The organism is uncultured Jatrophihabitans sp. (assembly GCF_964246335.1).
Taxonomy (GTDB): domain Bacteria; phylum Actinomycetota; class Actinomycetes; order Mycobacteriales; family Jatrophihabitantaceae; genus Jatrophihabitans.
Map to the genome: position 1 here is coordinate 1 of NZ_CAXTQF010000051.1, position 26518 is coordinate 26518.

Consider the following 26518-nt stretch of genomic DNA (forward strand, 5'->3'; position numbering starts at 1 on the left):
CCCCGGACCAGGTTCCCGGCGGGTATCTGCCCGCCATCGGCGACGGCGACTGACAGCCCCAGGTGCCGTCGTCGCAGGCGCTCCTGCGGCGACGGCACCTGGACTGCAGCGTCGGTCAGCGGGAGTGCACGTGCAGCACGACGTTGCTACCGGACTTGGTCGGTAGCAACGAGCCGCTGCCGGTCGCCCGCGCGTACCGGCCCGTTCCGCCGACCACGGCGAGCTTGATGCGCGGCTCGTCCCCCACCGAGGTGCCGAGCGTCACCAGCGTGCCGTGCCGCAGGACCAGATCGACCTGGCACTGGGCGATGCCGCCGTCCTCGGACGTGACCGCCACGCATTGCGCCGTGGTGTAGCCGCTGGCGTTGCCCTTGGCGATGTGGCCGCCGATGTAGGTCGAGTCGCCTGCGGACGGTCCGCTCGGAGCCGCGTCCACGTGGCTCATGGTCTTGCGGACCGCGGTGAAGCTGATGGTCTTGGACCGGTGTTGTGTCGTGTGACTACTGGCCGCGCCGGCCTGTTCGGCCCCGACACCGCCCGCGACGACCGCAGCCGACGCCAGCGCCACAACCGCTGTCTTGATCTTCATCTTGCTCTCTCCCTTGTCTCGATCACGGGTGCGTGACGCCTCCTCGGGCATCGCGCGTCCACGATCGGGTAATGCCGTGCCGCGGCGCTTCCGGGAAACCCCTAGAGCTGGCGATACTGCTCGCGTGTTCGTGGGCCGTGAGCGGGAGCTGATGCGCTGTCGGGCGGCGCTGGCGTCCGCTGCCGACGGCCGGGCCGCGCTGCTCGATGTCGTTGGGGAACCGGGTATCGGCAAGACCGCGCTGCTGGCGGAGGTGGCCGCGTCCGAGCCGAGGTTCCTGACGCTTCGGGTCACCGGTGTGCCGGCGGAGAGTGTCATCGCCTACGCGGGAGTCGAGGTGTTGATCCGGCCCGTCGCGGATCGCATCGCCGCGCTGCCGGCGGACGCACAGCGTGCCTTGGCGGGCGCACTGCGAAATCTGGGCTCCGCGATGCCGGAGCCGCTGCCTGTCGCCGGCGCGCTGCTCGCCCTGTTGGCCGCCGTGTCGGCCGATCAGCCGGTTCTCGTGTCGATCGATGACGCCCAATGGCTGGACGAGCCGTCGCGCCAGGTATTCGCCGCCATTGGCCGGCGGCTCGGCGGGGAACGGGTGGCCATGTTCGTCGCGAGCCGCGACGTCCGGGAGTCCGGTCCGGACGCGCAACCGATCTGCTTGGACGCCTTCGCCGCGAACGAAAGCCGCCAGTTGCTACGCGAACGCCATCCCGCACTGTCCGCCGACATCGCCGACACCCTGCACCGCCGCGCGGCGGGCAACCCGCTGTGCCTCGTCGAGGTCGCCGACGAACTGACGCCGGCCCAGCTGTCCGGGCGTGCCCCGCTTCCCGGCGACGAGTACGTGCCGCAGCGCATCCGGGCGGCCCACCTTGCGCGCATCGATGCCGTTTCCCGATCGGCCCGGCTTTTGCTGGTCATCGCCGCGTGCGCGGGCCGCAGCGAGTTGCCGATCGTGCTCAGCGCGTTTCGGGCGGTCGACCCCGATGAAGACGGGATGTCGGCACTCGACGAATTGCTGGCGGCCGATCTCGTGCGGATCGACGGCACCCAGGCGGTGCTGCGACATCCGTTGCTCAGGTCGAGTACCGCGGAACGCGCGGGCAGCAGCGGTCTGCGCCGCGCGCACGAGGGACTGTGCGTTGCGCTCAGCGCTACCGACCCTGACCGGGCGCTGTGGCATCGAGCGGCCGCGCAGCCCGAGTACGACGAGGATCTCGCCGCCGAACTCGCCGACTTCGCCCAACGCCTGACTGCTCGCGCACAACCGGACTCTGCCCGGCAGGCGCTCCAGCGCGCGGCCGAGCTCACGGCCGATCCCGAGCGGCGCCGCGAGCGCCTGGTGTGTGCAGCGGAGATCTCCTTGCGCGGAACCAGCGGTGCGCAGACGGCCGCGCTGATCGCCGAACTGGCGGCGATGCCGGCACTGAGCGCCGGACACCGACAGCGCGTCCGGGTGGTCGAGGCATGGACCGAGGTCCGACTCGGGCACCGGGCACGTGCGGCAGCGGGACTGCTCGCTGCCGCCGCCGACATGTCGTCGGCGCGCACGGACCTGCTCGCCGACGCCGTCGCTGCAGCGGTCGAGGACGGTGACCACGAGACGGCGAGACAGGGCGTCGACATGCTCGTCGACGACGGGCGCTCCGCCACCGGTCCGAACACAGGTATCGACGGCGGCGAGACCGACGTGGACTTCGTCGCGCTTGCCGACGCGGCCATCGACTACCTTTCGCGCCCGCGCCAGGCGTCCTTGCCGGCCGCCCTGCGCGCCGCGATCGATTGCTGGCCGACGACGAGCCATGTCGCCTCGTTGTCGATCATGCGCGACACCGCGTTGCAGTCCGGCGAGCTGGAGCAGGGCCGCTCTATCGCGACGGCGATGCTCGACGTCGCGCGCGAGTCCGGCGACGTCAGTGCCATGGCCAGCGCAACGCTCACGCTCGCCTTCTGCGACCACGCGCTGACGAACTGGAACTCGGCGGCCGCGCGGGCGTTCGAGGCGACGCAACTGGTGGACGAGTCCGCGGCGCCTGTCGTTGTCGCCGATGCGCTGTTGCTGTTGGTCGACATCGACGCGTCGCGCGGTCAAGCGGCGGCATGCCAAGCCGGGTGCGTCCGCGTCCGACGCCTCGCCGAGCAACTGGCTGATCCTGGTTACGCCGTCCTCGCCGACCGGCGGGAGGCGCTGTTGCACATTCCGGGCAACGACCCGTCCGCAGCTCGACACATCCTCGAGTCGGCCCTGAGGCGGTTCCGGCGCGCCGGGATGTCGCATCCGTTCTTCTCGCCCGTGCCGGACCTGATCGAAGTCCTGCTGCGCGTCGGGCGCCGAGACGAGGCCGAGGCACTTGCACCGGAGTTCCTGGACCTGGTGGGTGACGACGCGCCGGACCCGCCGCGGGCGCGCGCACTGCGCGTGCGCGGACTGCTCGCCGGCGCGGAGGATTACGACTCCCTGTTCGACCGATCGGTAGCGGCCGACGAGGCAAGCGGCCAGCTCTTCCACGCGGCGCGGACCAGGCTGTGCCAGGCCGAGCGCCGACGCCGCGACGGGCGCCGGGTCGATGCCCGGGACCGTCTGGAGCAGGCGTTGCGGACGTTCCGCGGCGTGGAGGCCACACCGTGGATTGCCCGCGCCGAGCGTGAACTCGCGGCTGCGGGCGGCGCGCCCGCGGCTGCGTCCACACCGGCGGTGACACAGAATCTCACCCATCAGGAACTGCAGATCGCGACCAAGGTCGCCGAAGGCCACCGCAACACCGACATCGCCGCCGCGCTCTACCTGTCGACGAAGACCGTCGAGTTCCACCTGACCCGGGTCTACCGCAAGGCCGGCGTCACCAACCGCACCCAGTTGGCTGCCGTGATGTCACACCCGGGCGCGGACCGAACGGACGGCTAGTCCGGGACGGTGAACGCTTCGGTGATGCCCCCGTCGAGCGGGATGGCCGACGCGGTGATGAAACCCGCGTCGTCGCTGGCGAGGAACGCGACCGTCGCGGCGGCCTCGTCGAGCGTGCCGAAGCGGCCCATCGGCCAGTGCACGAGACGCTTGTCGAGCGCGCCGGGGTTGCGCTCGAACACGGCGCGCTGTGCGGCCGTGTCGATGGGCCCGAACAGCACGGCGTTGACGCGCACCCCGCTACGTGCGAGATGCACGCCGAGGTCGCGGGTCAGTTGCACCACGCCGGCCTTCGCCGCCGCATAGCCCATCTGCGCGGTGGCCGCGCCGATGTCGGCGAGGAACGACGCCGCGTTGACGATCGCGCCGCCGCTCGGCTCGGTGCCGCGCAGGTGCGGCACCGCGTGTTTGCAGGACAGGAACACGCTGGTCAGGTTCGCGTCCTGCACCCGGCGCCACGTGTCGAGGTCGGTATCGAGCAGCGAGAGGTCGCCGCGGTCCATCAGCCCGACGTTGTTGTAGACGACGTCGAGATGCCCGTGCGTGGCCACGACGTCGTCGTACAGCGCGCGCACCTGGGCCTCGTCGGTGAGGTCGGCCTGCACCGACTGCTCGCCGACGTCGTGGCCGATGACATCGACGCCGACGACGACGCCGCCCTCCGCGGCGAAGCGCGCCGCCACGGCGCGGCCGATCTCGCTCGCGGCGCCGTTGACGACGCAGACCCGGCCGGCGAAGCGCGTCACGACACGTGCTCCGCGCGCGCCACCGACGCGAGCAGACCGGGGAACCGCGCGTCGATCTCGGCGCGGCGCAGCGTGACCATCCGCTGCCGGCCGTGCGGCTCGTTGCGGATGACGCCGGCCTCGCGCAGCGTCTTGAGATGATGCGAGAACGTCGACTTGGGGGATCTGGGGTCGACGAGGTGACAGTTGGCGACCGTCTGCGGGCCGTCGTCGGCGAGCAGTTGCACGAGGTGCAGCCGCGCCGGGTCGCTCAGCGCGAACAGCACGTCGGTCAACGCGACGTCGGCGAGGTCGGGATGGACGAGTTCACGACCGGTGACAGCCATCACAGTTCGACTTTCCTGGAACGGTTGGCGGGACAGCCCTGTTCGGACTTATTGAAAGAACTCGAACGGTGGGCCGATCGGAGTCAATCATGAGCCAACCGCGCACAATGTCACACTCGCCGGGCAGTTCCGAGCCGATCGTCGACGCAGCACCGCGCAGCGGCGCGGACGGTCGGCGCCGACTGCCCCGGCTACCGCGCGCGGCGGCCTTCTGGGTCGTCGCCGCCACCACCGCGAGCCTGCTCGCCGCCTCCAGCGCGCCGAGCCCGCTCTACCCGGTGTTCGCGGCGCGCTTCGGGTTCTCCGCCCTGACGCTGACTGCGATCTTCGCCGTCTACGTGCTGACCCTGCTCATGAGCCTGCTGACGGTCGGCCGGCTGTCCGATCACGTGGGCCGGCGCCCGGTGCTCGCGGCGTCGCTGCTCGTCGAGATCGGCGCGATGGCGCTGTTCCTCGGCGCCGACGGCGTCGGGTGGCTCGTCGTCGCGCGCATCGTGCAGGGCTTCGCCACGGGCGCGGCGATCGGCGTGCTCGGCGCGTACCTGATCGACCTGCAGCCGCCGGACGGGGCGCGGCTGGGCTCACTGGCCAACAGCGTCGCGCCCACGGCGGGGCTCGGCCTCGGCGCCATCGGCACCGGCGCACTCGTGCAGTACGCGCCGCACCCGACGAAGCTGGTGTTCTGGGTGCTGCTCGCGCTGTTCGCCGTACTCGCCGCCGCGACCTCGGTACTGCCCGAGACGGTGCACCGGATGTCCGGCGCGGTACGCGCGCTGCGGCCCGAGGTGGCCGTACCGGCGCCGGCGCGCAGCGCGTTCCTGCGCGCGACGCCGACAATGCTCGCCACGTGGGCGCTCGGTGGCCTCATGCTCTCGGTCGGTGGCTCACTGCTCACCGCCACGTTCGGCCTGCACGACGAGGCCGGTGTCGGCGTCGTCCTCGGCGTGTTCGCCCTCGCCGGCGCCGCCGCGGCGCTGACCTTGAGCTCGCTGCCACCGGATCGGCTGGCCGCGGCCGGCACGCTGACGCTCGTCGTCGGCACGATCGTCTTCGTCGTCGCGGTCGCCGCGAGTTCGCTCGCGCTGTTCGTGGTGGCGGCCGTCGTGGCCGGCGCGGGATTCGGGTCGGCGTTCCTCGGTGCGCTACGTGCCGTGACGCAGCTCGCCGAACCGCACGAGCGCGCCGGGCTGCTGTCCGCCGTCTACATCGTCAGCTACGTGGCGTTCAGCGTGCCGGCCGTCGTCGCCGGCGTGCTGATCACGCACATCGGCCTGCACACCACCACGCTGGGCTACGGCGCGCTGGTCCTCGCCGTGGCCGCCGTCGCCGCCGCGCTCAATGCCCGCGGTGCGCGCCGCACCGGCTGATCAACCGGCGGGGATCAGGCCGTCGCCCTGCCCGACCTGCTCCACGAGCCGGTCGGTGTCGGCGAACGTCTTGGCGATCACCGTCGTGCGCTTGAGGTAGTGCCCGACCGGATACTCCATCGTCATGCCGATGCCACCGTGCAGCTGCACGGCTTCTTGCCCGACGTGCCGCGCGGACGCGTCGATCTGCGCCTTGGCCGCGCGTACCAGCCGCCGCCGTGCCTCGACGTCGTCGTCAGCCAGCGCGAGCCGCGCGGCGAGGGCCATCGACCGGGCGAGGTCGAGCGACACGTACATGTTTGCCGCCCGGTGCTGCAGCGCCTGGAACACCGAGATCGGCTGGCCGAACTGCACGCGGGTCTTGAGGTAGTCGACGGTCAGCCACAGCATGCGGTCCATCGCGCCGATCGCCTCCGCGCACAGCGCCGCGGTGGCGACGTCGAGCGTCGCCTCGATGTGGCCCAGCGCGTCGCCGGCCGCTCCCAGCTGCTGGGCCGGTGCGTTGACGAACATGACGTCCGCGCCGCGCAGGCCGTCCTGCATCGGGTAGCCGGAGCGGCCGACGCCGGCGTCCGACGCGTCGACGAGGAACAGGCCGATCTCGCCGTCCGGGGTGCGGGCGGTGACGACCAAGTGATCGGCCGAGTCGCCGCCCAGCACGGCGATTTTGGCGCCGGACACCGTGACCGTCTCGCCGTCGACACTGGCCGTCGTGGTGATGTCGGTCAGCGACCACCGCGAACCCGCCTCGGTGTAGGCGAAGGCGAGCAGCGTGGAGCCGTCGGCGACGCCGGGCAGCACGGCCGCCTTCTGCTCAGGCGAGCCGGCCCGCGCCACCAGCGAGCCGCCGAGGACGACGGTGGCTAAGTACGGCTCGAGCACGAGGGCCCGGCCGAAGGACTCCATGACGACGGCGAGCTCGTCGATGCCCATGCCGGCGCCGCCGTACTGCTCGTCGAACGGCAGCCCGAGCAGCCCGAGCTCGGCGTACTGCTTCCACAGCTCGCGGCTCCAGCCGTCGTCGGAATCGAGCAGCTTGAGGCGGATGTTGGCGTCGTAGCGCTTGTCCAGCAGGCCGTCGACGGTGTCGGCGAGCATCTTCTGCTCGTCGGTGGCTTCGAGATCCACGAAGGTAAGTCCTCTCAGAACTTCAGGATGGCCTTGGCGATGATGCCGCGCTGCACCTCGTTCGACCCGGCGTAGATCGAGGCCTTGCGCCAGTTGAAGTACGTCGGCATGGCGTCGACCGCGCCTTCGGGCGGCGCGGCGAACCCGTCGGCCACCGCGTCGGACTCGCGGTAGGCGAGCGCGGCGGGGCCGAGCACGTCGACGAGCAGTTCGGAAGCGTCCTGCTGCAGCTCGGAGCCCTTGAGCTTGAGCACCGACGACGTGGGGTCGGGCATGCCATGCGGCAGGCTCGCCTCACGCGCCAGGACGCGCAGCACCGACATCTCCAGGGCGGTCGCCTCGATCTCGAGCCGCGTCACGCGGGCGCGCAGCAGGGGGTCGTCGAGCAACGGGCCGGCCAGCCGCTTGACCCGCGCGATGCGGTTTTTGATCATCGCGACGCCGGCGTTGCTGGTGCGCTCGTTGCCGAGCAGGAACTTGGCGTACGTCCAGCCCTTGTTCTCCTCGCCGACCAGGTTCTCGGCCGGCACCCGCACGTCCTCGAAGAAGACCTCATTGACCTCGTAGCCGCCGTCGATGAGGTGGATCGGTCGGACGGTCACGCCGGGGGACTTCATGTCGATTAGCAGCATCGAGATGCCGCGCTGCTTCGGCGCCTCGGGGTCGGTCCGCACCAGGTTGAAGATCCAGTCGCCGTACTGGGCGAGCGTCGTCCAGGTCTTCTGCCCGTTGACGATGTATTCGTCGCCGTCGCGCACCGCGGTGGTCTTCAGCGAGGCGAGGTCCGAGCCCGCGTTCGGCTCGGAGAAGCCCTGCGACCACCAGATGTCGCAGTTGGCGGTCTTCGGCAGGAACCGCTCCTTCATCTCCTGGCTGCCGAACGTCGCGATCACCGGGCCGATCATCGCCGTGTTGAACACCACCGGCGAGGGCACGTGCGCGAGCACCATCTGCTCCGCCCAGATGTGGCGCTGCAGCGGCGTCCAGTCCTGCCCGCCCCATTCGGTCGGCCAGTGCGGTACGGCCAACCCGTGCTCGTTCATGGTGCGCTGGGCGTTGACGACGTCGTCGCGGGTGGCGTGCTCGCCGCGGCTGATCCGCTCCCGCACGTCGGCGGGGAACTCGGTGGTGAAGAAGTCGCGCATGCGCTCGGCGAACGCGCGGTCTTCCTTGCTGAGGGCGAGATCCATAGACGCTCCTGAAACTGCGGTCCGGCGCGCCGTTCGCGCGCCGTCATGCTGACGTTACCCATCCGTAGGTTGCGGTGTGCAGCGCCCTCCGCAGCGTTCGACTCGCCCGAGCGCGGGGGAGTCGCGATAATGTGACCCGCCGGTAACTGCCGGAGGCGGGCTGCCGGAGGGGGAGTGGATGGACCACAAGACGCTGGTCGACCTCATCAGCATCCCGCTGTTCACCGGCGTCATCGGTTACATCACCAACTGGACCGGCGTGCTCATGCTGTTCCGGCCGATCAAGTTCCACGGCCCCCGGGTGCCGGGCATGCGCATCCTGTTCCCGCTGCTGCCGCGGCGGGTGCAGATCCTGCCACTGGTCCGCTACGACGGCCGGCTCGGCTGGCAGGGCATCGTGCCGTCCCGCGCGGACAAGATGGCGAGCATCGCGGTCGACAAGGGGCTGCTCAAACTCGGCGATGTCAGCGACTTCTACCGCGAGCTCGAGCCCGAGCGGATCGCCGAGCACCTCGCGAGCGTCGCGCAGGACGAGATCACCGACGTCGTCGAGCACATCATGCAGCAGGAGAACCCGCAGCTGTGGCACGACCTGCCACCGGTCATCAAGGAGGCGGTGTTCGCCCGGGTGCGCGGTCAGCTGCCCGGCATCGTGCGCGACATCACTCGCGAGATCGGCGACAACGTCGAGCAGCTCATCGACGCCAAGCTGATGATCATCGACTATTTCGTGGCGCATCCCGAGTTGCTGAACGAGCTGTTCCTGATCATGGGCCGTAAGGAGCTGCGGTTCATGAAGAACTTCGGCTTCTACTTCGGGGTGCCGATGGGCTTCGCGCTCTTCGGCATCCTGCAGGTCTTCCCACAGTGGTGGGTGCTGCCGATCGGCGGCGTCGTGATCGGCTGGGTCGTGAACTACCTCGGCATCACGATGATCTTCGAGCCGGTGCACCCGTCCAAGTGGTGCCCGTGGCGGCAGGGTCTGATGCTCAAACGGCAGGCCGAGGTCACGGAGGGGTACGCGCAGATGGTCGCCGACAAGGTGATCACGATCCGCAACATCGGCAACCAGCTGATGACCGGGCCGAGCAGTGACCGCACCCGACAGCTGCTCGAGGACTCGATGCGCCCGGCCGTGGACAAGGCGGTGGGACCGGCGCGCGCAGCCGTCCGGATGGCCATCGGCGGTCGCGAGTACGACCAGATCCGCTCGTCCGTGGCGGCCGAGGCCACCGAGTTCGCGCCGATCGCGTTCAACGACGCCGCGTTCAGCCGCCAGCAGTCCGGCAAGATCTACAAGTTCATCTCCAAGCAGATGGGCCAGATGGGTCCGGACGACTTCGTCGAGATGCTCCGCTCGGCGATCAAACAAGACGAATGGCTATTGTTCGTGCACGGCGGAGTGCTCGGCTTCTTCGCCGGAATCGTCCACCTAGCGATCTTCGGAGTCTGATCCGATTGCCCGACGAAGATCCCGTCGAGCCCACGCGCGCCGAGGTGCTGCCCCGCCGGCCGCGGCCGGGGCTGAGCAGGATCGTCGAGCCGGTGACGCAGGGCCGCCGGCCCAGCCCGACGCTGCTCACCGCAGCGCCCAACGTTGCCAAAGTGGCTGCGGTGTCGGCGTGGCATGTCGTCAGCTGGTCGCTGGGCGCGACGATCGCCGGGGCCAACTACGTCGCGCAGCGTGCCGTGGAGGGCGAGGCAGCGACGGCGATCATGCAGGACGCCGCCAACGACCTGCGCAACGTCGCCTGGCGTGCGCTCGGCCTGCGTGACGACCTCGCCCCGGCGCGTCCGGCGCCGGACCGCAACGCGCCCAAGCCGTCCACGCCGCAGGATCTGCAGCGCCGCGGAACCGACCTGCTGCGCCGCTCGAACGACGTGCACGTCGTCGAGGACACCCATCCGGCATTCGCCCGCATCCTCACCGAGATCACCCCGGACGAGGCGCGGATGCTGCGCTACCTCTACCTGGAGGGCCCGCAGCCGGCAGTGGACGTGCGTACCTTCCGCCCGTTCGGCATCGGCTCCGTGCTCATCGCCGAGGGCCTGAACATGATCGCCGAGCACGCCGGCTGCCGGAATCTGCAGCGCAGCAATCCGTACCTGGTGAACCTGTCCCGGCTCGGGTTGCTGGTGTTCTCCAAGGAGCAGGTGACGAACCCGCAGCGCTACCAAGTCGTCGAGGCGCAGCCGAAGGTCGCCGAGGCGCTCAAGCACGCCGGGCGGATGCCGCGCACCGTGCACCGCAGCGTGGCGCTGACCTCGTTCGGCACCGAGTTCGTGCGCACCTGCCTGCCGCTGAACACGACGAAGGCGCCGCCGCAATCGGCGCTCACCGGGGATGCGCCGTCGGGCAACTCGCGCACCTCACGCAAGGACGCGAAGAAGCGCGCTACGTCCTGAGCGTGCTGCTGCGGTGGCCGGCCGTCCAGTCGTCGTAACGGATCCGGTCGAGGGAGAACACGTCGCCGAGCCGCGACCACTCGGAGCGGCCGAGCCGGGCGAGCGGGTCGACGCGCGCGGCGTCGGGCATGCCGTCGTCGGCCACCACACCCGCGTGCGCGGCCAGGTGCACGACCTCGCCGAACACCATCACGCACTTGCCGATCTCGTGCTCGCCGGACACCCGGCACTCGAAGACGACGGGCGCCCCGCCGACCCGCGGCGGGGCGACCACCCTGCTCGGCTCGCGCTCGAGCTGCGCCTGGTCGAACTCGCTCAGGTGGCCGGGGAAGTTCGTCGCCGAGTCGTTCATCGCCTCCAGCAGCGCTGCACTGCCGATATTGAGCACGAACTCGCCGGTGGCGCGCACGTTGGCAAGCGTGTCCTTGTGCCCGACGGACACGAAGCACAGTGTTGGCGGGTCGACGCCGGCCACGGTGGTGAACGAGTGCGGTGCGACGTTGTCGACGCCGTCCGCGGACACGCTGGACACCCAGGCGATCGCCCGCGGGATGATCGACGCCGTGAGCCAGGGGTAGATGCCACCCGGTGCGTCGTCGGGGGAGTGTTCGACACGGTCGGGCGGCGCGGGGGTCACCCGTCCAGCAAAGCAGAGCGGCCGGTCAGCGTGGGTCCGGGGTGTAGAGCTCGCCGTCGGTGAGGTGGGCCGTGTTGATGACGTGCAGCACCGCGTTGATCAGCGCCAGGTGGGTGAACGCCTGCGGGAAGTTGCCCAGGTGGGCGCCACTGTGCACGTCGATCTCCTCGGCGTAGAGCTCCAACGGCCCGGCGAGGGAGAGCAGCCGGGCACACATGCGCCGGGCCCGGGTGTAGTCGCCGATCTCGCAGAGCGCGGACACCAGCCAGAACGAGCAGATCGTGAACGAGCCCTCTTCGCCGGTGAAGCCGTCGTCGGTCTCGTCGGTGCGGTACCGCAGCACCATGCCGTGCTCGGTGAGCTCGTCGGCGATCGCGCGGACGGTGTTGACGATGCGCTCGTCGTCGCGCGGCAGGAACCGCACGAGCGGGGCGAGCAGCAGCGACGCGTCGAGCGCCGTGGTGTCGTAGTGCGCGGTCAGCACGCCGCGCTCGTCGACACCGTGCTCGAGGATGTCGGCCTTGATCTCCTCCGCGGCCTGCTTCCACTTGTCGGCGGCGGCGTCCTGACCGATGACGGCCGCCAACTGCGCGCCGCGGTCCGCGGCCACCCAGCACATGATCTTCGACGAGGTGAAGTGCTGCAGCGTGCCGCGCACCTCCCAGATGCCGGCGTCCGGATCGCGCCAGTTGTCGAGGGCGGCGTTGACCTGCTTGGCGAGGATCGGCCAGATGCGGTCGTCGACGTGCTTGTGCGCCTTGGCGTGCAGGTACACCGAGTCGAGCAGCGCGCCCCAGACGTCGTGTTGCTTCTGCTTGGCGGCCTCGTTGCCGATCCGCACCGGCCGCGAGTTCGCGTACCCGGGCAGGTGGTCCAGCGTTCGCTCGGTCAGCTCGCTCTCGCCGCCGATGCCGTACATGATCTGCAGGTTGTCGTCGCGTTCGGCGATGTCGGCGATGAAGGAGAAGAAGTCGATGGCTTCCCAGTCGTAGCCGAGCGAGTACATGCCCCACAGGGCGAAGGTGGCGTCGCGGATCCAGGTGAAGCGGTAGTCGTAGTTGCGGTCGCCGCCGACGGTCTCCGGCAGCGATGTCGTGGCGGCCGCGCAGATCGCGCCGGTGGGCGAGTAGGTCAGCCCCTTGAGCGTCAACGCGCTGCGCTGCAGGTAACTGCGCCAGGGGTGGTCGGGGAAGTTGCCGCGCGCGAGCCAGTGCTGCCAGTGGTGTGCCGTCCACACCTGCCTGCGGTAGGCGTCCTCGTAGGTCAACGGCGGTTCCTTCGTACCCCACGACATCGCGATGAACCGGGTGTCGCCCTCCTTGAGCAGCGTGCGTACGTTGGCCCGGCTGCCCTCGAAGCCCAACCGCATGTCCGTGGTGAGCCGGACCGGGCGTTCCCAGCCGTCACAGATCATCCGGCCCTGGTGATAGACGAGGTCGGTGTACTCCCAGCTCGGTTTGAGCCGGCCGTAGTCGGGCGACGGGTTGCACTCGATGACGGTCTGCACCTCGCCCTTGACGCACCGGATGGTGCGCAGCAGGACGTGCTCGGCCTCGTAGTCGGTGGGCGTGCGGCGCTGCCAGGTGGAGTAGTTGTCCTCGTGCCGCCACGGACCCATCAGCAGGACGTCGCGGACGATGATCCAGCCGGTGTCGGTGCCCCAGCTCGTCTCGAGCACCAGCGTGCCGGGCAGGTAGCGGCGCGCCACCGGCACCGACGCGTCGGTGGGCGCGATGCGGAAGGTGCCGGCGTGCGGGCCGAGCAGGGTGCCGAAGATGCTCGGCGAGTCCATCCGTGGCAGGCACATCCAGTCGACCGAGCCGTCCGGTGCGACCAACGCCGTCGTCTCGCCGTCGGAGAGGAAGCCGTAATCGCCGATGGGCACGGGCAGGTCGCCGATGCCGTTTGCCGCCTCGCCCTGCACGGCGCCGCCGGTGGTTTCCACGGCGACACGGTAACCGTGGAAACCTGCGCTGTGCGGGACCGTCGCCGAATCGTGCTCGACGAACGCGGACGAATCAGTCGATCCGGACCTCACCGTGCGGCGTGTCGAACGTCGCGGCGACGACCCCGGTCTCGCCGTCGTCCGGTGGTAGCCAGGTGACGTCCAGTCCGTCGAGCGGCTGTCGGCTCGAGGTGCCGAGGTAGCTGTCGACGACGGTCTCGTCGCCGCAGATCTCGATGCTGCGCAACGTCACGGCCGAGCCGCCCCCCGAAGGGTGGTGTTGCGCGTCGCTCTCCCACTCGACGAAGAACGGCAGCTGCGGATCCTGCGCGACGTCGTGCAGACCGATCTGCTTCCACCGCAGGTCGAAGCCGTCCGGACGGCGCCGGTGGCCGGGTGCCGCGGCGCGGTCGAGCTGTCGCTCCACCGTCGTGATGTCGTCGACGCGGATCGCCCAGGCGAGCCAGCCCCCGCCGGCCGCGCTGCGGGCCGACACCGCGCGGCCGAACGGCGCGCGGTCCGCCGCCGGGTGGTCCAGTGCCTTGACCACCTCGAGGTACGCGCCGCCCGCGAGCGGCAGGACGAAGTTGCGCGTGCCGAACGCGGGGTGCAGGCCGCCGTCGTGGAAGCCCGCGCCGAGCCGGGAGCCGAGCCACTGCGCGCAGGCGCCGAGCCCGTCCGGTCCGGCGACGTAGGACAGGTGGTCCAGGTGCATGCGGCCATGGTTGCGGACGACCGCGCCGCGCCTGCAGCCGGGTGCCGGACGGCGGGTCAGCCGGTATGCAGATCGAGTCCCGTGGCGGTCGTGACGGCGTCGACGCCGCCGCAGGACATCCACGCGGCAACGACGTCGTGGTGATCGCGCGGCAGCTCGCCGGCGGCCTGTCTGCGCACCAGTTCGGCGGCCAGTCGGCCCTTGGCCAGCTTGCTGGTGAAGCTGACGACGCCGAGGCCGCCACGGGGGACGGGGGAGAGGATCCGGATCGCGACCACGTGTTCGCGCGCGCGCCCGGTGGGCCGCCACATCGCCGCGTAGTCGCCGGAGCGCAGATCGACGACGAGCTCGTCGCGCACGGTGCCGGCGAGCGGTGCGGCGAGGCGCGGGCGCCAGTACGTCGCGGCCGTGCCGATGCCAGGCAGCACGGCCTTGGCCGGCACGCGATAGTCGGGCACCGGTTCGTCGCCGCGCAACACGCCGAACAGGCCGGAGAAGATGAGCGTCGTGCGCACCGCGACGTGCTGCTCGGCGCGAGTCAGCTCGTCGTACGCGAGGCCCTGGTAGACGGTGCCGGCGTAACGCCGGATCGCCGGCATGGTCGGCGCGTCGCGTACGGCGGCGTTGGCCCGTAGTGCTGCGTCGGCCGCGGCGGGCGGTAGCAGGAGCGCCTGCATCGCCGCGGCGCGGTCGTCGTGCGCAAGCAGCTCGGCGAGCGCGTCGAGCGCGCCGGCGCGCGACGCGTCGAGCGGATGCGTCGCGGTGCGCGTGCGCAGCGAACGGCCGCGGCCGCCGGGCCGCTTGGTCTCGCTCGGCGGCAGCAGCAGACGCACCGGCGCGACGCTACGGCACCGCCGATTCACCCGATCAGTGCACGCAGCGCGGGCCACGCACGGGCGAACCCACTGTGCAACCGGAGGGTGTCGACCTCGTCCAGCGGCCACCACCGCACCGCGGTGCTCTCGGCGTTGACCGGCGTCACCTCGACGGGTGTGCGCGTGCACGCGAGGACCGTCGTGTACGCCCAGCCGCCGTGGTCGTCGACCCACTCGGCGTCGAGTTCGACGCCGGACGGGTCGAGCGAGGTCTCCTCGGTGGCCTCACGCAACGCGGCGTCGACCGGCGTCTCGTCGCTGTCGCGCGCGCCGCCGGGCACGGCCCACGTGTCGCCCTCGTGCGTCCACGCGGCGCGGTGCTGCAGCAGCACGCGTGCACCGTCGGTGAGCAGCAGCCCTGCGGCACCGAACCGGCCCCAGTGGCGGTGGCCCTGCGCGCACCACACCCAGCCGTTGCCGTCACCGCGGTGCGGGTCGCCGATGCCGGACATGGTGTGTGCCTACCCGAGAGTGACGCCGGCCCGCCAGGTCGCCTCACGGCGCAGGGCCGCTCGTGGCGGCATATTCGGGTCCGGGGGCCATGGATCGGGCCGACGTCGTCAGCAACGGTACTCGGACAGTCCGGCGCCGTACCCTTGCCGGATGACCGCGCCCCGACCGCACCGGCCCGCGCGCTTCGCCGACCTCACCGAGATGATCGACGCGGGCGGTGGCTTCTCGCCGAGCGATCACGCCGAGGTCGCGGCGGCGACGGCGCAGCTCGTGGTGCGGGCCGGGCGCTCGCCGGGTGACCGCGAACAGTTCGTCGCGCTCGCCGACGAGGTCGGCTTGGACACGCTCGCATCCCTGTGGCGCGACTGCGACCCGGCGAGCCTGCCGGGTGTGTTGTGGACGCTGTACCTGCTGCGGCAGTGGTGTCGCGACAGCGCCACCGACGTCGTGCGGCTGTGGCGGCGCGGCGAGCCCTTGGCGCCGGCGGAGGCCGCCGTCGCCGGGGTGGGCGAGTTCGCCGATGCCGAGGCGGTGGGCGCGTTCGGTGACGTGGTGCTGGCCGGTGTCTACCGCGGCGATCTCGACGTCGCCCTGGAACGCGCGGCAGCGTTCTTCCGGGTGGTCGCGACCGGGCGGCGCGATCTGCTCGGCAGCACCGAACCGGACCCGGCGACGGACGCCGCGACGCTCGCCGAGCGCAACGATCGCACGGCGGCCGCCCTTGCCGGTGCGGCGCGTCAGTGGCGCGCCGGCACGTTGCACTGACGCTGCCCGCGTCTCGCGGCGGCCGCCGCTAGCACGAGCTACCGACATGCGCGCTGAGCGCATCCACATCCGCGTACCGCGTCCACAGCCGCGCTCGATCCGCCCCGCGCGACCGGCGCGCAGCCGACGCTTGGCGGATGACCACCGCATCGATCCACGGCCAACGCATCTCCGGTCCCGCGGACCTGCTGCAGGCTGTGCCGTACCTGCTCGGTTTCTGCCCGCGCGAGAGCCTGGTCCTGGTGGGGTTGCACGACGCCCGGCTCGTCGTGACCGCCCGCCTCGACCTCGCCGACGCGCAGCACGGCCCGACGCTCGCGCACACCGTCGCGGCGATGGTCAACGGCGGCGTCAGCGCCTTCGTGGCCGTGGTCTATCCGGACACCCCCGAGCCGGTCGCGATCGCATCGATCGAGCCATCGTGGTTGCCGCTCGCACGCATGATCGCCGAGCAGGCCGCTGCCGTGGACTGCGAGTTGGTGGACGTGCTGCTCGTCGCCGGCCGCCGCTGGCGTTCGGTGGGCTGCCGCGACGACGATTGCTGTCCGCCGGACGGCTGGCCGCTCTCCGCGCAGCCGAGCGCCTACGCCGCGGCCGCGACGGTCGCCGGGGTGGTGGCATTGCCCGACCGCCGCGATCTCGAGGCGGTGCTCGATCCGGCGCCCGCGGCGCAACGTTCGGTGGTTGCCGCCGCGATCGGCGAGGCGGAGAACGCTGCGGTTCGCGCTGTGCTCGACGGCGCCGGCGGGCGGCACGCGCGGTCGGTCAAGCGTGCGTTGTTCAGCGCAGCGCGTGCGGCACACGAACCGCGCTGGGCGGGTTGCCCGGATCTCGACGTCGCGCGGTTCGCCGTCGCGTTGAGCGGCGGCGACCTGCGTGATGCCGTGTGGTTGGCGATCGACGACGGTCGGCTGGACGGCCGTCCGTTGTGGCGCGAGCTGGTGCGGCGAGCCCCGGCGCCGTACGACGCGGCGCCGGCGTTCCTCTACGGCTGGGCGTCGTGGCGGTCCGGCGACGGCGCCCGAGCGGGCATCGCGGCGCAGCGCGCGCTGGACAGCGACCCGCAGTTCAGCCCGGCCGACATGTTGCTCGCCGCGCTCTCGCACGGCATCGACCCGCGCCGGTTCCCGCGGCTGCGCCGGCGGCCGGCATGACCACCGCCGGCGCGGTGGGGTCAGAGCGCCAGCGCGTACGGACGCACTGGCTGCGGCAACTCCGTGCCGCCGGTCAGCGCGGTGTCCACGGCCGCCGCGCACGCGCGGCCCTCGGCGATCGCCCACACGACCAGCGAGGCGCCGCGGGTGGCGTCTCCGCACGCGTAGACGTCGCCGGCGCTCGTGCGCCAGGCGTCATCGATGCCCACGGTGCGTCGGCCGGGGGCGTGCTCCACGCCGAGCGCGCCGAGCAGCTCGGGCACGTCGGTGCCCACGAACCCCGCGGCGAGCAGGACCAGGTCCGCCGGCAGTTCGGTGCGCGACCCGGGCACCGGCCGGAACTCACGCACGCCGTTCACCCGCACAATCTCGACCTCCTCGACCGTCACCGCGCGCACTCGGCCCGCGGTGTCGCCTTCGAAGGACACGACCTCACGCGCCCACGCCTCGTGCACGCCCTCGTCGTGCGCGGGCGAGCTGCCGCGGCTGCTCGGCGCCGAGGGCCACAGTGGGTTGACGAGCCCGACCCGCGCCGCCGGTCGCGGGTTGTGGTCGAGCACCGTCACCGACGCCGCGCCCTGGCGGTTCGCGGTGCCCAGGCAATCGGCGGCGGTGTCCCCGCCGCCGATGATGATCACGTGCTGGTCGCGGGCGTCGATGGGCGGCGCGGCAAGATCCCCGGCTTGCACGCGGTTGCCCTGCGGCAGGTAGGTCATCGCCTGGTACACACCGGCGAGGTCGACGCCCGGGTTGGTCAGTTCACGCGGCGCAAGAGCCCCGACAGCCAGGACGACGGCGTCGTAGTCGCGGCGCAGCGCCTCGACGTCGTCCGGCCCGACATCGGCGTTGCAGCGGAACTCGGTGCCCTCGGCGCGCATCTGCTCGAGGCGGCGGTCGATCAGGTTCTTCGGCATCTTGAAGTCGGGGATGCCGTAGCGCAGCAGGCCGCCGAGCCGGTCGTCGCGTTCGAAGACGGTCACCGCATGGCCCGCGCGGGTCAGTTGCTGGGCGGCGGCGAGGCCGGCTGGTCCGGAGCCGACCACCGCGACGGACGTGCCGGTGCGGTCGGCGGCCGGCTGCGGCCCGATGTCGTCCTGCTCGAACGCCTTCTCGACGATCGTGACCTCGACCTGCTTGATGGTCACCGGGTCGGTGTTCACGGCCAGCACGCACGCGGCCTCGCACGGCGCAGGGCAGATCCAACCGGTGAACTCGGGGAAGTTGTTGGTGGCGTGCAGCCGCTCGTTGGCGCTGTGCCAATCGCCGCGGGCGACGAATTCGTTCCACTCGGGAATCAGGTTGCCCAGGGGACAGCCGCTGTGGCAGAAGGCCACTCCGCAGTCCATGCAGCGGGTCGCCTGCTCGCTGACAACGTCGTCCTTGGCGCGCAGGTAGATCGGTTGCCAATCCCGCACTCGCTCGGCGGCGGGCCGTTTCGGGGTGTCCACACGGGAGTGCTTGAGAAAGCCTTGGGGGTCGTACGGCACGGGAGGTTCCCTCCGGCTCGGGCCCTGCTGCGGGCTCTGGGCACGCAGGTGGGCGTGCGGGGACTGTCTCTCGCACCACGGCGTGCGGCTCGCGACCTGCGATCCTACCGATCGCTACCCGGCGCTCCGCGCGTCAGGCGCGGCCGGCCACCGCCTGACCCGCAGACGGTGGCGGCCCGGTCAGCTGGCCCGGACGAACAGGTGGTCGGTGATCTCGTCGCCGAACACCTGGGGACCGCCGTCGAGCCAGATCTGCACGCCGTGCGGCACCGGTTCGGCGCGCACCGTGAGCCCGGGGCGCAGGCCGGCGGTATCTAGGCGGTGCATCAGCGCGGCGTCGGACTGCAGCTGCTCGCTGATCCGGTCGATGATGATCTTCTCCGCAGCGGCCGTCGCCGCGGCGGCGGTCAGCGTGACGAGCGGGGCGCCGTGCTGGTCGGCGCCGAACGGCAGGCCGAGCGCGTCAAGACCCGGGATCGGGTTGCCGTGCGGGCACACGAGCGGGCCGTCGATCAACGCCAGGATGCGTCGTTCGACCTTCTCGCTCATCACGTGCTCCCACCGGCACGCTTCGATGTGCACGTCTTCCCAGTCCAGGCCGATGACGTCGGAGAGCAGCCGTTCGGCCAGTCGGTGCTTGCGCATGACACCGACGGCCTCGCGGCGGCCCGCCTCGGTGAGCACCAGGTGGCGGTCGCCCGCCACGGTGAGCAGACCATCGCGCTCCATCCGCGCGACGGTCTGGCTCACCGTGGGGCCGCTTTGTCCGAGGCGCTCGGCGATACGCGCGCGCAGCGCGATGACGCCTTCCTCCTCGAGCTCGAACACCGTCCGCAGATACATCTCGGTGGTGTCGATCAGATCACTGTGATGCGACATCCCCGCCACCCCGAACCTCTACTCCGCTGGTGCATTGGCGTTCATTGTGCCCGACCCAGCGCGTTCCCAGAGTTCCGGCGCGTTGCAGCAGCTTGTGGCTACTCCTCGAGGTAGTCGCGAAGCACCTGCGAGCGGGACGGGTGACGCAGCTTGGCCATCGTCTCCCGTTCGATCTGGCGGATCCGCTCGCGGGACAGCTTGAAGGCGCGACCGATCTCGTCCAGGGTCTTGGGCTGCGCGCCGTCCAGGCCGTACCGCATCCGCACAACCGCTGCCTCGCGGGTGTCGAGCGAATCCAGCACGCCCTGCAGCTGCGCTCGCATCAAGCCGCCCTCGACGACGGTCTCGGCCGCCGCGCTGGCACGCTCGTCGGCGATGAAGTCACCGAGTGAGGCGTCGTCGTCCGCGCCGACGGTCTGGTCGAGGCTGACCAGGTCGCGGGACAGGTCGATGAGCTCGCGCACCCGCTCCTCGGTGATGTCCAGCTCGTGGCCGAGCTCGGCGTGCGTCGCCTCGCGGCCGAGTTCCTGGTTCATCTCCCGGCGGATCCGCTGCAGTTTGTTGACCTGCTCCACGAGGTGGACGGGCAGCCGGATGGTGCGCGACTGGTCGGCCATCGCCCGGCTGATCGCCTGGCGGATCCACCACGTCGCGTAGGTGGAGAACTTGAAGCCCTTGGTGTAGTCGAACTTCTCGACCGCGCGGATCAGCCCGAGGTTGCCCTCCTGGATGAGGTCCAGGAACGGCATGCCATGGCCGGTGTAGCGCTTGGCCAAGGACACGACGAGGCGCAGGTTGGCGCGCAGCAGGTGATCCTTCGCACGCTCGCCGTCGATCACGACGCCGCGCATGTCCCGCTTGCGCGCGGGAGTGAGCGAGTTCGCCGACTCGAGCAGGTGGGCGGCGTACAGGCCGGCCTCGATGCGCTTGGCGAGTTCGACCTCGTCGGCCGCGGTCAGCAGCGCCACCTTGCCGATCTCGTTCAGGTAGACCCGGACGAGGTCGGCAGAGGTCGCAGCTTCGTCGAGATCCGCCGTGGCTCCCGGCACCGGTGTGGGAGCGTCAGGGTCGATCGTGGCCGCGCGGGCCGCAGTGGTCGTGGCCTTCGCGGTCGTGGCGGCACCGGCCGCCCGCTTGGTCGAGCTCTTGCTGCGCGAGCGTGTCGGCGTGGCGACCTCCGATGCCTCGGCCTCGGTGTCGGTGCTGGCAGCGGCGGGCGCCGTCGGCTTGGTGGCGCTGCGGGCGCTGCGATGCCCACGCGCTGTTACCCGCGACTCGCCCGCAGCCGGGCGAGCGGCGCCGCCCGAACGGCGAGGAGTGGAGTGCGTCGTTGTGTTGCGAGACGTTGTCACGGTCTACCAGTCCACCTTGCGTGCGAAATGTGCCTACGTCCGGCCATCGCGCGCTTCGCGTGCCCGGGCTCGTGAGACTTAACGTGCGAACGGTGACGACGTGTTCCCGAGGACGGGCTTCACCGGCCGTCGCTCAGGGCCGGCTCAGGCTTCGACGATCAAGGTGACCGGCCCATCGTTTATCAGCTCTACCCGCATGTCGGCGCCGAATACCCCGGTGGCGACCCGCACGCCCAGCTCGCGCAGCCGCTCGGCCACCGCGTCGACGAGCGGCGCGGCGACGGGTCCGGGCGCAGCCGCGTTCCAGCTGGGCCTGCGGCCCTTGCGCGTGTCGGCGTACAACGTGAACTGGCTCACTACCAGGATCTCGGCGCCGGTATCGAGGACGTTGCGCTCGTCGCGCATGATCCGCAGCGTCGCGATCTTGTTCGCCAGCGCGGCGGCACGCTGCGGTTCGTCGTCGTGCGTCACGCCGACGAGCGCGAGCAGTCCGGTGCCGATCTGCGCGACGCGTGCGCCGCCGACGTGCACGGACGCGGACGTCACCCGCTGGAGCACGGCTCTCATGTCGACATCCGCGCCGACCGCGCGTCGGTGACCGGGACCAGGAATCCGCGGGACACGAGGTCGCGCACCACGGGTAGTGCGGCCGCGGCCACGGCGTCGGCATCCTGGTCCAGCGCCGCCGCCAACGCCAGCACGGGGAGGCGCAGCGGCCGTCGGCCGTCGCACCCGGCGATCAGGGCGGCGATGGCGTCGTCCACCTCGACCGACCAGCGCAGGCCGCTGCGCTGACGCAATACTCCACCGGCCGGTGTCCACCCTCCGTCGTCGAGCACCTCGCTGCGCTCGCGGGCCAACCCCGGGCCGGCGGCGAGCACGGCCTGCAGCAGCGCCGCGTCGTCGCCGTGCCCGGCCAGCCAGCGTTGGCGCGCGCGCCATGCATCCAGGTGCGCGCCGAGCGGCTGCTCAACCGCCTGCGCGACGTCCTCGAGCACGCGCACCGGGCGCTCGTCGGTCTGCCACAGCGAGACCTGGCCCATCCCGATCGCCAGCACACCGTGCGCGTCGAACCACGCGCGCCAGGCCGCGTAGCGGTCCGCCCACTCCGGCATGCTCGGATCGAAGCCGGCGTCGCGCAGCCACATCGTGACGTACTCGCCGGGTTCGACGACCTCTCGTTGCCGGACCCACGCGTCGACCGCGCTGCCGGCCAGCCAGCCGCCGACGCGTTCGTCCCACGCGGCGTCGCGGTCGATGATCCAGTTGGCCAGCAGGTGCGCAGAGCCGCCTCCCCGCAGTGCTGCGGGCAGGGTGCGGATCAAGATCTCGCTCACGGCGTCCCCGGCCATGCCGCTGTCGCGGTAGTCGAACTCGGTGCTGCCGTCTGAGACGACGAACGGCGGGTTGGCGACGATCAGGTCGAAGCGCTCGTCGTACACCGGTTCGAGCAGGGATCCGTGCCGCAGCGTCCACTGCTCACCGGACAGCGCAGCCGTGGTGGCTGCGAGCCGCAGCGCGCGAGGGCTGACGTCGGTGGCCGTGACGTCGCGCGTGTGGCGGCCCAGATGCAGCGCCTGTACGCCGCAGCCGGTGCCGAGGTCCAGCGCGCGCTCCACAGGGGTGCGCGGGACGGCCTGGGCCAATGTCAGGGCGGCAGCCCCGACGCCGAGCACGTGCCCGGCGGGCAGCGGACCGCGGCGCACGTCCGAGCCCAGGTCGGACACCACCCACCAGCTCAGCGGCGCGTCGGCGCCGCTCTGTGCGTACGGCCGGACGTCGAGCCCGGCCCGTACCCCGCCGACCGAGCGCTCCACCAGGCCGGCGGCGACCGCGATGCCGAGGTCCAGGGGTGCGACTGCCCGGGCCGCGGCGTCCTCGTCGACCTCCGCGCCGAGCAGGAACAGCCTGACCAGGTCGGCGAGCCGACTGTCGTCGCCTCGCAATGCGTAGGCGGCGCCGGTCAGGTCCGCGCGGTCCAGCGCAGCTGTGCCGTCGAGTCCCAGCACGTCGTGGACGGCGTCGACCGTGTAGCCCGCGCACGCCTCGCGCAGCGCGGCGATCCCGGCCGGGTCCAGCACCGGTTCGGCTTCCGGTGCCTGCGCCTGCGGCGGACTCACCTGCTCATCCTGTCAGTCGCCGCGCACGAGCTTTTCCGGCCGCCGGGTGTCACGATGGGAAGTGTGCTGCTGCGTCGCTCTCATTCCGACGAGGCCGCACTCATCACCACCGCGCACGAGAGTGGCGACGAGGAGTTCGACCGCCGCCGCCGCAAGTACGCGATCATGATGTCTCTGCGTGCTCTCGCGATCCTCGGCGCAGCGCTCACCTATCGCTTTTCGTTGTGGCTGGCGCTCGCGTTCATCCTTGCCGGGATGGTCCTGCCGTGGTGCGCCGTGATCATCGCCAACGACCGTGCGCCGAAGAAGCGATCGCCCGCGCCCGGCCACCAGGGCGATCTGCGCGGCGAGCGGGCGCTGCCCAGCGGACACGACCCGCGCACCATCGACGGGTGACGAGCGCGCCGCCTAGTGACGGGGTCGCGGTCGTGCAGAATCTCCGGGGTACCCCGGCAGTCCACCGAGCGGAGGCATGAAGCGTGGCGAGCACCGACGTCCTCGAGTCGCCGACCACGTCGGACACCGACACCGGCCCCGAGATGTTTCATTACGTCCGGAAGAACAAGATCGCCGAGAGCGCCGTCATGGGCACGATGGTCGAGGCGCTGTGCGGTGAGGTCTTTCCCGTGACCAAGTCGCCGAAGCCGGGTTCGCCGGTCTGTCCGGCGTGCAAGGAGATCTACGAGAGCTTGCGTTCCTGAGCCGGTTCCCCCTCGGCGCGCCGGGCGAGCGCCGGTAAGTGCGGCCGCAGACCGGTGCGCCGCTTCTGCTCTGACGACGGCACGGTGCTGGCACCGTCGCCGCTGACACCATCGCCGTGGAACACCTGCCAGTTGCGTGGAGCAAGTACGCGCGGCGTTTTGCGCTTGGCGGGCTTGCGGTGTTCGAGCTCGGCGTTGAATTCCGCGCCCAGCAGCACACCCAGCGCGAGCACGAAGAAGAACAGCAGCGCCGCGATCGGCGCCGCGAGCGTGCCGTACGCGTGGTTGCGGTTCAGGATGAAGCTGATGTAGGCGCGCAGCCCGGCGGACCCCCCGAGGAAGACCAGCAGCGCCAGCACCGCCCCGGGCAGACCGCGGTGCCACGGCAGCCGGCGTGGCGGTGCCAGCTTGTAGAACGTCGTCAGTCCCAGCAGCAGCAACAGGACCAGTGCGGGGTAGTAGCCCGCGTCGATCAGCGAGCTGACGGTATGTCGTGCGCCAGGTGGGAACGCGCGGCGCAGCAGGTCCGGACCGAGCACCAACATCGGCAGCAGGAACACCCCGAGCACGACGGTGCCGAGGAACAAGCCGAGAGCGAGCAGCCGGCTGCGGATGGGTCCGCGCAGGTCGCGCATGTCGTAGGCGATCGCGATGGTGTTGACGAACGTTGCCGTGGCCGACGAGCCGGCCCACAGGGCCAGCACGAAGCCGATGCTGATGATGTCCGCGCGGTCGCCGTGCAACACCTCCCGCAGCGTCGGGCGGATCACCTGGTCGACCACCTGCGGGCTGAAGGCCCGGCTCAACGTCTGCTCGATCTCGCGTTCGGTGCGGTCGACCGTGCCGCTGCCGAACCAGCGGGAGACGTAGCCCAACGTGGCGATCAACGCCAGGAACAGGGACGGCAGGCTGAGCAGCTGCCAGAACGCGGCCTCCGCGGACAGCCCGAGCAGGCGGTCTTGCCATCCCTTGACGACCGCGCGACGCACCAGACCCGGGACGTACGGCACCGCGCGCAGCGCCCGCACGACCCAATGCATGACTGACAGTCTGCCTACCCACCCCCGCCGCCGGTTCACGGCACGCGGACGGCGCCGCTGCCGGACGGCGAACTGCGTTGCGCCCGGCGTGCCGTGGTCGGCGGTCCGCGCGCGGCGATTAGGTTGGTCGACGCGATGCCCTGCGCCGGCCGGCACGTGTCGGCCGCCGGGCATCGCATTACGTTGCGGACGCCTCTTCGGCGCCGACGACGCGACCCCGGGAGGCGGCAGGATTGGCAGCGCCACGCGAACTCGCAGCGGCGACTCCCGCGTTGCGTCTGTGGCAGCGCCGAGCATTGGCGGCCTACCAGGACCGCCGCCCGCGCGACTTCCTGGTGACGGCCACCCCCGGCGCCGGCAAGACCACGTTCGCGCTCGCGCTGGCGCGGCTGCTCGTCGGCGAGCGCATCGTGGACCGCGTCATCGTGGTGTGCCCGACCGATCACCTGCGCACCCAGTGGGCGGACGCCGCGGACGCGGCCGGGCTGCCGCTCGACCCCTCGCTGTCCAATTCGGTCGGGCCGGTGCGCGCCGACCTGCGTGGCTACGTCACCACGTACGCGCAGGTCGCTGCCAAGCCCGCACTCCACGCCGCCCGTGCGAGCGTCAAACGATCGCTGGTGATCCTCGACGAGGTGCACCACGCCGGTGACGGCCTCTCGTGGGGCGACGCCGTCGCCACCGCCTTCGAGCTCGCGGCGCGTCGGCTGTGCCTGACCGGCACGCCGTTCCGCACGCGACCGGACGAGCGCATCCCGTTCGTGCGCTACACCGAGGAGTCCGACGGCGGCTGGCGCAGCGATGCCGATTTCAGCTACGGCTACCGCGACGCGCTGCGCGACGGCGTGGTGCGCCCGGTTGTCTTCGCCGCGTACACCGGCACGTCGCGCTGGCGCAACAGTGCGGGCGAGGTGATCGCGGCGTCGCTGAGCGAGCGCAGCACGCGCAGCGTCGAGGCGACGGCGTGGCGCACTGCGTTGAACCCGGGGGGTCGGTGGGTGCCGCACGTCATCGCCGCGATGGACGAGCGCATCACGCAGCTGCGTCGCTCCGGGATGCCCGACGCCGCGGGCCTGGTGCTGGCGAGCGATCAGGACGACGCGCGCGCCTACGCCGAGATCGTCGAACGCGTCACCGGCGAGGCGCCGGTGGTCATCGTCTCGGATGACCCACGGGCCAGCGACAAGATCGCCGACTTCACGCATGGCACGCAGCGGATCGCGGTCTGCGTGCGGATGGTGTCCGAGGGCGTGGACGTGCCTCGCGCGGCGTGCCTGGCGTGGATGACGTCGTACCGCACCCCGTTGTTCTTCGCGCAGGGCGTCGGACGCGTGGTGCGCTCGCGGGCTACCGGCGAGTCGGCCACCGTCTTCGTGCCGGCGGTCCGCCCGTTGCTGGCGCTGGCCGCGGAGCTGGAGGACGAGCGCAATCACGTCATCCCGCCGCCGTCCGCGCAGGACCCGGAGCTGCTCGATGTCGCGCCGCCGGAGGTCGAGCCGACCGAGGTGCAGCGCAACGAACTCGTCGACGCCGACGCCGCATTCGCGCACGTCCTGCACGGCGGCCGGGCTGTCGTCGCCGCCCCGGGCGGCGAGGCGTCCGGCGAGTTGTCCGACGAGGACGAGGACTTCCTGGGTCTGCCCGGCATCCTCACCCCGGAGCAGGCGGCGTCGTTGTTCGCGCGTCGTGACTCGGCGGCGCGCAGGCGCGCGGCGGGCATACCCGCCGATCCGCAGTCCGAGGG

Annotated in this window: 25 protein-coding genes; 9 read left to right on the plus strand and 16 right to left on the minus strand. The window is 71.4% G+C overall.

Features of this window, described 5'->3' with window-relative positions:
* Positions 1-115: 115 nt before the first annotated feature.
* A complete protein-coding gene (locus tag ACFFCN_RS13855) occupies positions 116-589 on the minus strand; it encodes a hypothetical protein (RefSeq protein ID WP_375492500.1) in 474 nt (157 codons plus the stop codon).
* Positions 590-713: 124 nt separating this feature from the next.
* Between ACFFCN_RS13855 and ACFFCN_RS13860 the strand changes: the two genes are divergently transcribed.
* Entirely contained in the window at positions 714-3488 is a 2775-nt protein-coding gene (locus tag ACFFCN_RS13860) for an AAA family ATPase (protein WP_375492502.1), read from the plus strand.
* Here ACFFCN_RS13860 and ACFFCN_RS13865 read toward each other — a convergent pair.
* Entirely contained in the window at positions 3485-4234 is a 750-nt protein-coding gene (locus tag ACFFCN_RS13865; RefSeq protein ID WP_375492504.1) for an SDR family oxidoreductase, read from the minus strand. The genes ACFFCN_RS13860 and ACFFCN_RS13865 overlap by 4 nt on opposite strands.
* Entirely contained in the window at positions 4231-4560 is a 330-nt protein-coding gene (locus ACFFCN_RS13870; RefSeq protein WP_375492506.1) for an ArsR/SmtB family transcription factor, read from the minus strand. The genes ACFFCN_RS13865 and ACFFCN_RS13870 overlap by 4 nt, the downstream gene beginning before the upstream one ends.
* 89 nt (positions 4561-4649) lie before the next feature.
* Here ACFFCN_RS13870 and ACFFCN_RS13875 point away from each other — a divergent pair, with 89 nt between their 5' ends.
* Positions 4650-5927: an MFS transporter gene (locus ACFFCN_RS13875; RefSeq protein WP_375492507.1), complete on the plus strand. Its 1278-nt coding sequence runs from the start codon at positions 4650-4652 to the stop codon at positions 5925-5927.
* On the opposite strand, the gene ACFFCN_RS13880 is transcribed toward ACFFCN_RS13875, so the two are convergent.
* Both ACFFCN_RS13880 and ACFFCN_RS13885 read right to left on the minus strand, forming a co-directional pair.
* Positions 5928-7055: an acyl-CoA dehydrogenase family protein gene (locus tag ACFFCN_RS13880; RefSeq protein WP_375492509.1), complete on the minus strand. Its 1128-nt coding sequence runs from the start codon at positions 7053-7055 to the stop codon at positions 5928-5930. It lies immediately after the preceding gene.
* Between the two features lie 14 nt (positions 7056-7069).
* Positions 7070-8245: an acyl-CoA dehydrogenase family protein gene (locus tag ACFFCN_RS13885; RefSeq protein ID WP_375492511.1), complete on the minus strand. Its 1176-nt coding sequence runs from the start codon at positions 8243-8245 to the stop codon at positions 7070-7072.
* A gap of 178 nt (positions 8246-8423) precedes the next feature.
* On the opposite strand from ACFFCN_RS13885, the gene ACFFCN_RS13890 reads away from it, so the two are divergent.
* Together ACFFCN_RS13890 and ACFFCN_RS13895 are read left to right on the plus strand one after the other, a co-directional pair.
* Complete coding sequence (locus ACFFCN_RS13890; protein WP_375492512.1) at positions 8424-9698, plus strand: DUF445 domain-containing protein; 1275 nt, start codon at positions 8424-8426, stop codon at positions 9696-9698.
* A gap of 5 nt (positions 9699-9703) precedes the next feature.
* Entirely contained in the window at positions 9704-10651 is a 948-nt protein-coding gene (locus tag ACFFCN_RS13895; RefSeq protein ID WP_375492514.1) for an Abi-alpha family protein, read from the plus strand.
* Here ACFFCN_RS13895 and ACFFCN_RS13900 read toward each other — a convergent pair.
* The 5 genes from ACFFCN_RS13900 to ACFFCN_RS13920 form a co-directional block, all read right to left on the minus strand.
* Positions 10641-11288 (minus strand): flavin reductase family protein, encoded by a 648-nt coding sequence (locus ACFFCN_RS13900; RefSeq protein ID WP_375492516.1) that lies wholly within the window; start codon positions 11286-11288, stop codon positions 10641-10643. The genes ACFFCN_RS13895 and ACFFCN_RS13900 overlap by 11 nt on opposite strands.
* Positions 11289-11313: 25 nt before the next feature.
* Positions 11314-13173 (minus strand): glycoside hydrolase family 15 protein, encoded by a 1860-nt coding sequence (locus ACFFCN_RS13905; RefSeq protein WP_375492540.1) that lies wholly within the window; start codon positions 13171-13173, stop codon positions 11314-11316.
* A gap of 133 nt (positions 13174-13306) precedes the next feature.
* Positions 13307-13948, minus strand: coding sequence for a VOC family protein (locus ACFFCN_RS13910; protein ID WP_375492517.1), 642 nt, complete (start codon positions 13946-13948; stop codon positions 13307-13309).
* Positions 13949-14004: 56 nt separating this feature from the next.
* A complete protein-coding gene (yaaA, locus tag ACFFCN_RS13915; protein WP_375492519.1) occupies positions 14005-14781 on the minus strand; it encodes a peroxide stress protein YaaA in 777 nt (258 codons plus the stop codon).
* Between the two features lie 26 nt (positions 14782-14807).
* Positions 14808-15275 (minus strand): NUDIX domain-containing protein, encoded by a 468-nt coding sequence (locus tag ACFFCN_RS13920; protein WP_375492520.1) that lies wholly within the window; start codon positions 15273-15275, stop codon positions 14808-14810.
* 151 nt (positions 15276-15426) lie between these two features.
* Between ACFFCN_RS13920 and ACFFCN_RS13925 the strand changes: the two genes are divergently transcribed.
* Positions 15427-16041 carry a hypothetical protein gene (locus tag ACFFCN_RS13925; RefSeq protein WP_375492522.1) on the plus strand — a complete coding sequence of 205 codons (615 nt, stop codon included), beginning with the start codon at positions 15427-15429 and terminating at the stop codon, positions 16039-16041.
* Between the two features lie 137 nt (positions 16042-16178).
* Positions 16179-17195 (plus strand): DUF4192 domain-containing protein, encoded by a 1017-nt coding sequence (locus ACFFCN_RS13930; protein WP_375492524.1) that lies wholly within the window; start codon positions 16179-16181, stop codon positions 17193-17195.
* Between the two features lie 20 nt (positions 17196-17215).
* Here the strand turns inward: ACFFCN_RS13930 and ACFFCN_RS13935 are convergent, their stop codons facing one another.
* The 5 genes from ACFFCN_RS13935 to ACFFCN_RS13955 form a co-directional block, all read right to left on the minus strand.
* Complete coding sequence (locus tag ACFFCN_RS13935; RefSeq protein ID WP_375492526.1) at positions 17216-18682, minus strand: glutamate synthase subunit beta; 1467 nt, start codon at positions 18680-18682, stop codon at positions 17216-17218.
* A 180-nt stretch (positions 18683-18862) separates the two neighbouring features.
* Positions 18863-19561: a metal-dependent transcriptional regulator gene (locus tag ACFFCN_RS13940; RefSeq protein ID WP_375492528.1), complete on the minus strand. Its 699-nt coding sequence runs from the start codon at positions 19559-19561 to the stop codon at positions 18863-18865.
* A gap of 98 nt (positions 19562-19659) precedes the next feature.
* On the minus strand, positions 19660-20634 hold the full coding sequence (gene sigB, locus ACFFCN_RS13945; protein ID WP_375492542.1) for an RNA polymerase sigma factor SigB: 975 nt from the start codon (positions 20632-20634) through the stop codon (positions 19660-19662).
* A 423-nt stretch (positions 20635-21057) separates the two neighbouring features.
* Positions 21058-21480, minus strand: a complete 423-nt coding sequence (dtd, locus tag ACFFCN_RS13950) for a D-aminoacyl-tRNA deacylase (protein WP_375492530.1) — start codon at positions 21478-21480, stop codon at positions 21058-21060.
* Entirely contained in the window at positions 21477-23033 is a 1557-nt protein-coding gene (locus tag ACFFCN_RS13955; RefSeq protein ID WP_375492531.1) for a methyltransferase, read from the minus strand. Before ACFFCN_RS13955 ends, dtd begins: the two co-directional genes overlap by 4 nt.
* A 54-nt stretch (positions 23034-23087) precedes the next feature.
* Between ACFFCN_RS13955 and ACFFCN_RS13960 the strand changes: the two genes are divergently transcribed.
* Positions 23088-23429: a DUF3099 domain-containing protein gene (locus ACFFCN_RS13960; protein WP_375492533.1), complete on the plus strand. Its 342-nt coding sequence runs from the start codon at positions 23088-23090 to the stop codon at positions 23427-23429.
* A gap of 83 nt (positions 23430-23512) precedes the next feature.
* Complete coding sequence (locus ACFFCN_RS13965; RefSeq protein ID WP_375492535.1) at positions 23513-23734, plus strand: DUF3039 domain-containing protein; 222 nt, start codon at positions 23513-23515, stop codon at positions 23732-23734.
* Here the strand turns inward: ACFFCN_RS13965 and ACFFCN_RS13970 are convergent.
* A complete protein-coding gene (locus tag ACFFCN_RS13970) occupies positions 23713-24774 on the minus strand; it encodes a YihY/virulence factor BrkB family protein (protein ID WP_375492536.1) in 1062 nt (353 codons plus the stop codon). The two genes, ACFFCN_RS13965 and ACFFCN_RS13970, sit on opposite strands and share 22 nt — an antisense overlap.
* A gap of 233 nt (positions 24775-25007) precedes the next feature.
* Between ACFFCN_RS13970 and ACFFCN_RS13975 the strand changes: the two genes are divergently transcribed.
* Positions 25008-26518 (plus strand): DEAD/DEAH box helicase (locus ACFFCN_RS13975; RefSeq protein ID WP_375492538.1); only part of this gene is annotated, 1511 nt, incomplete at its 3' end.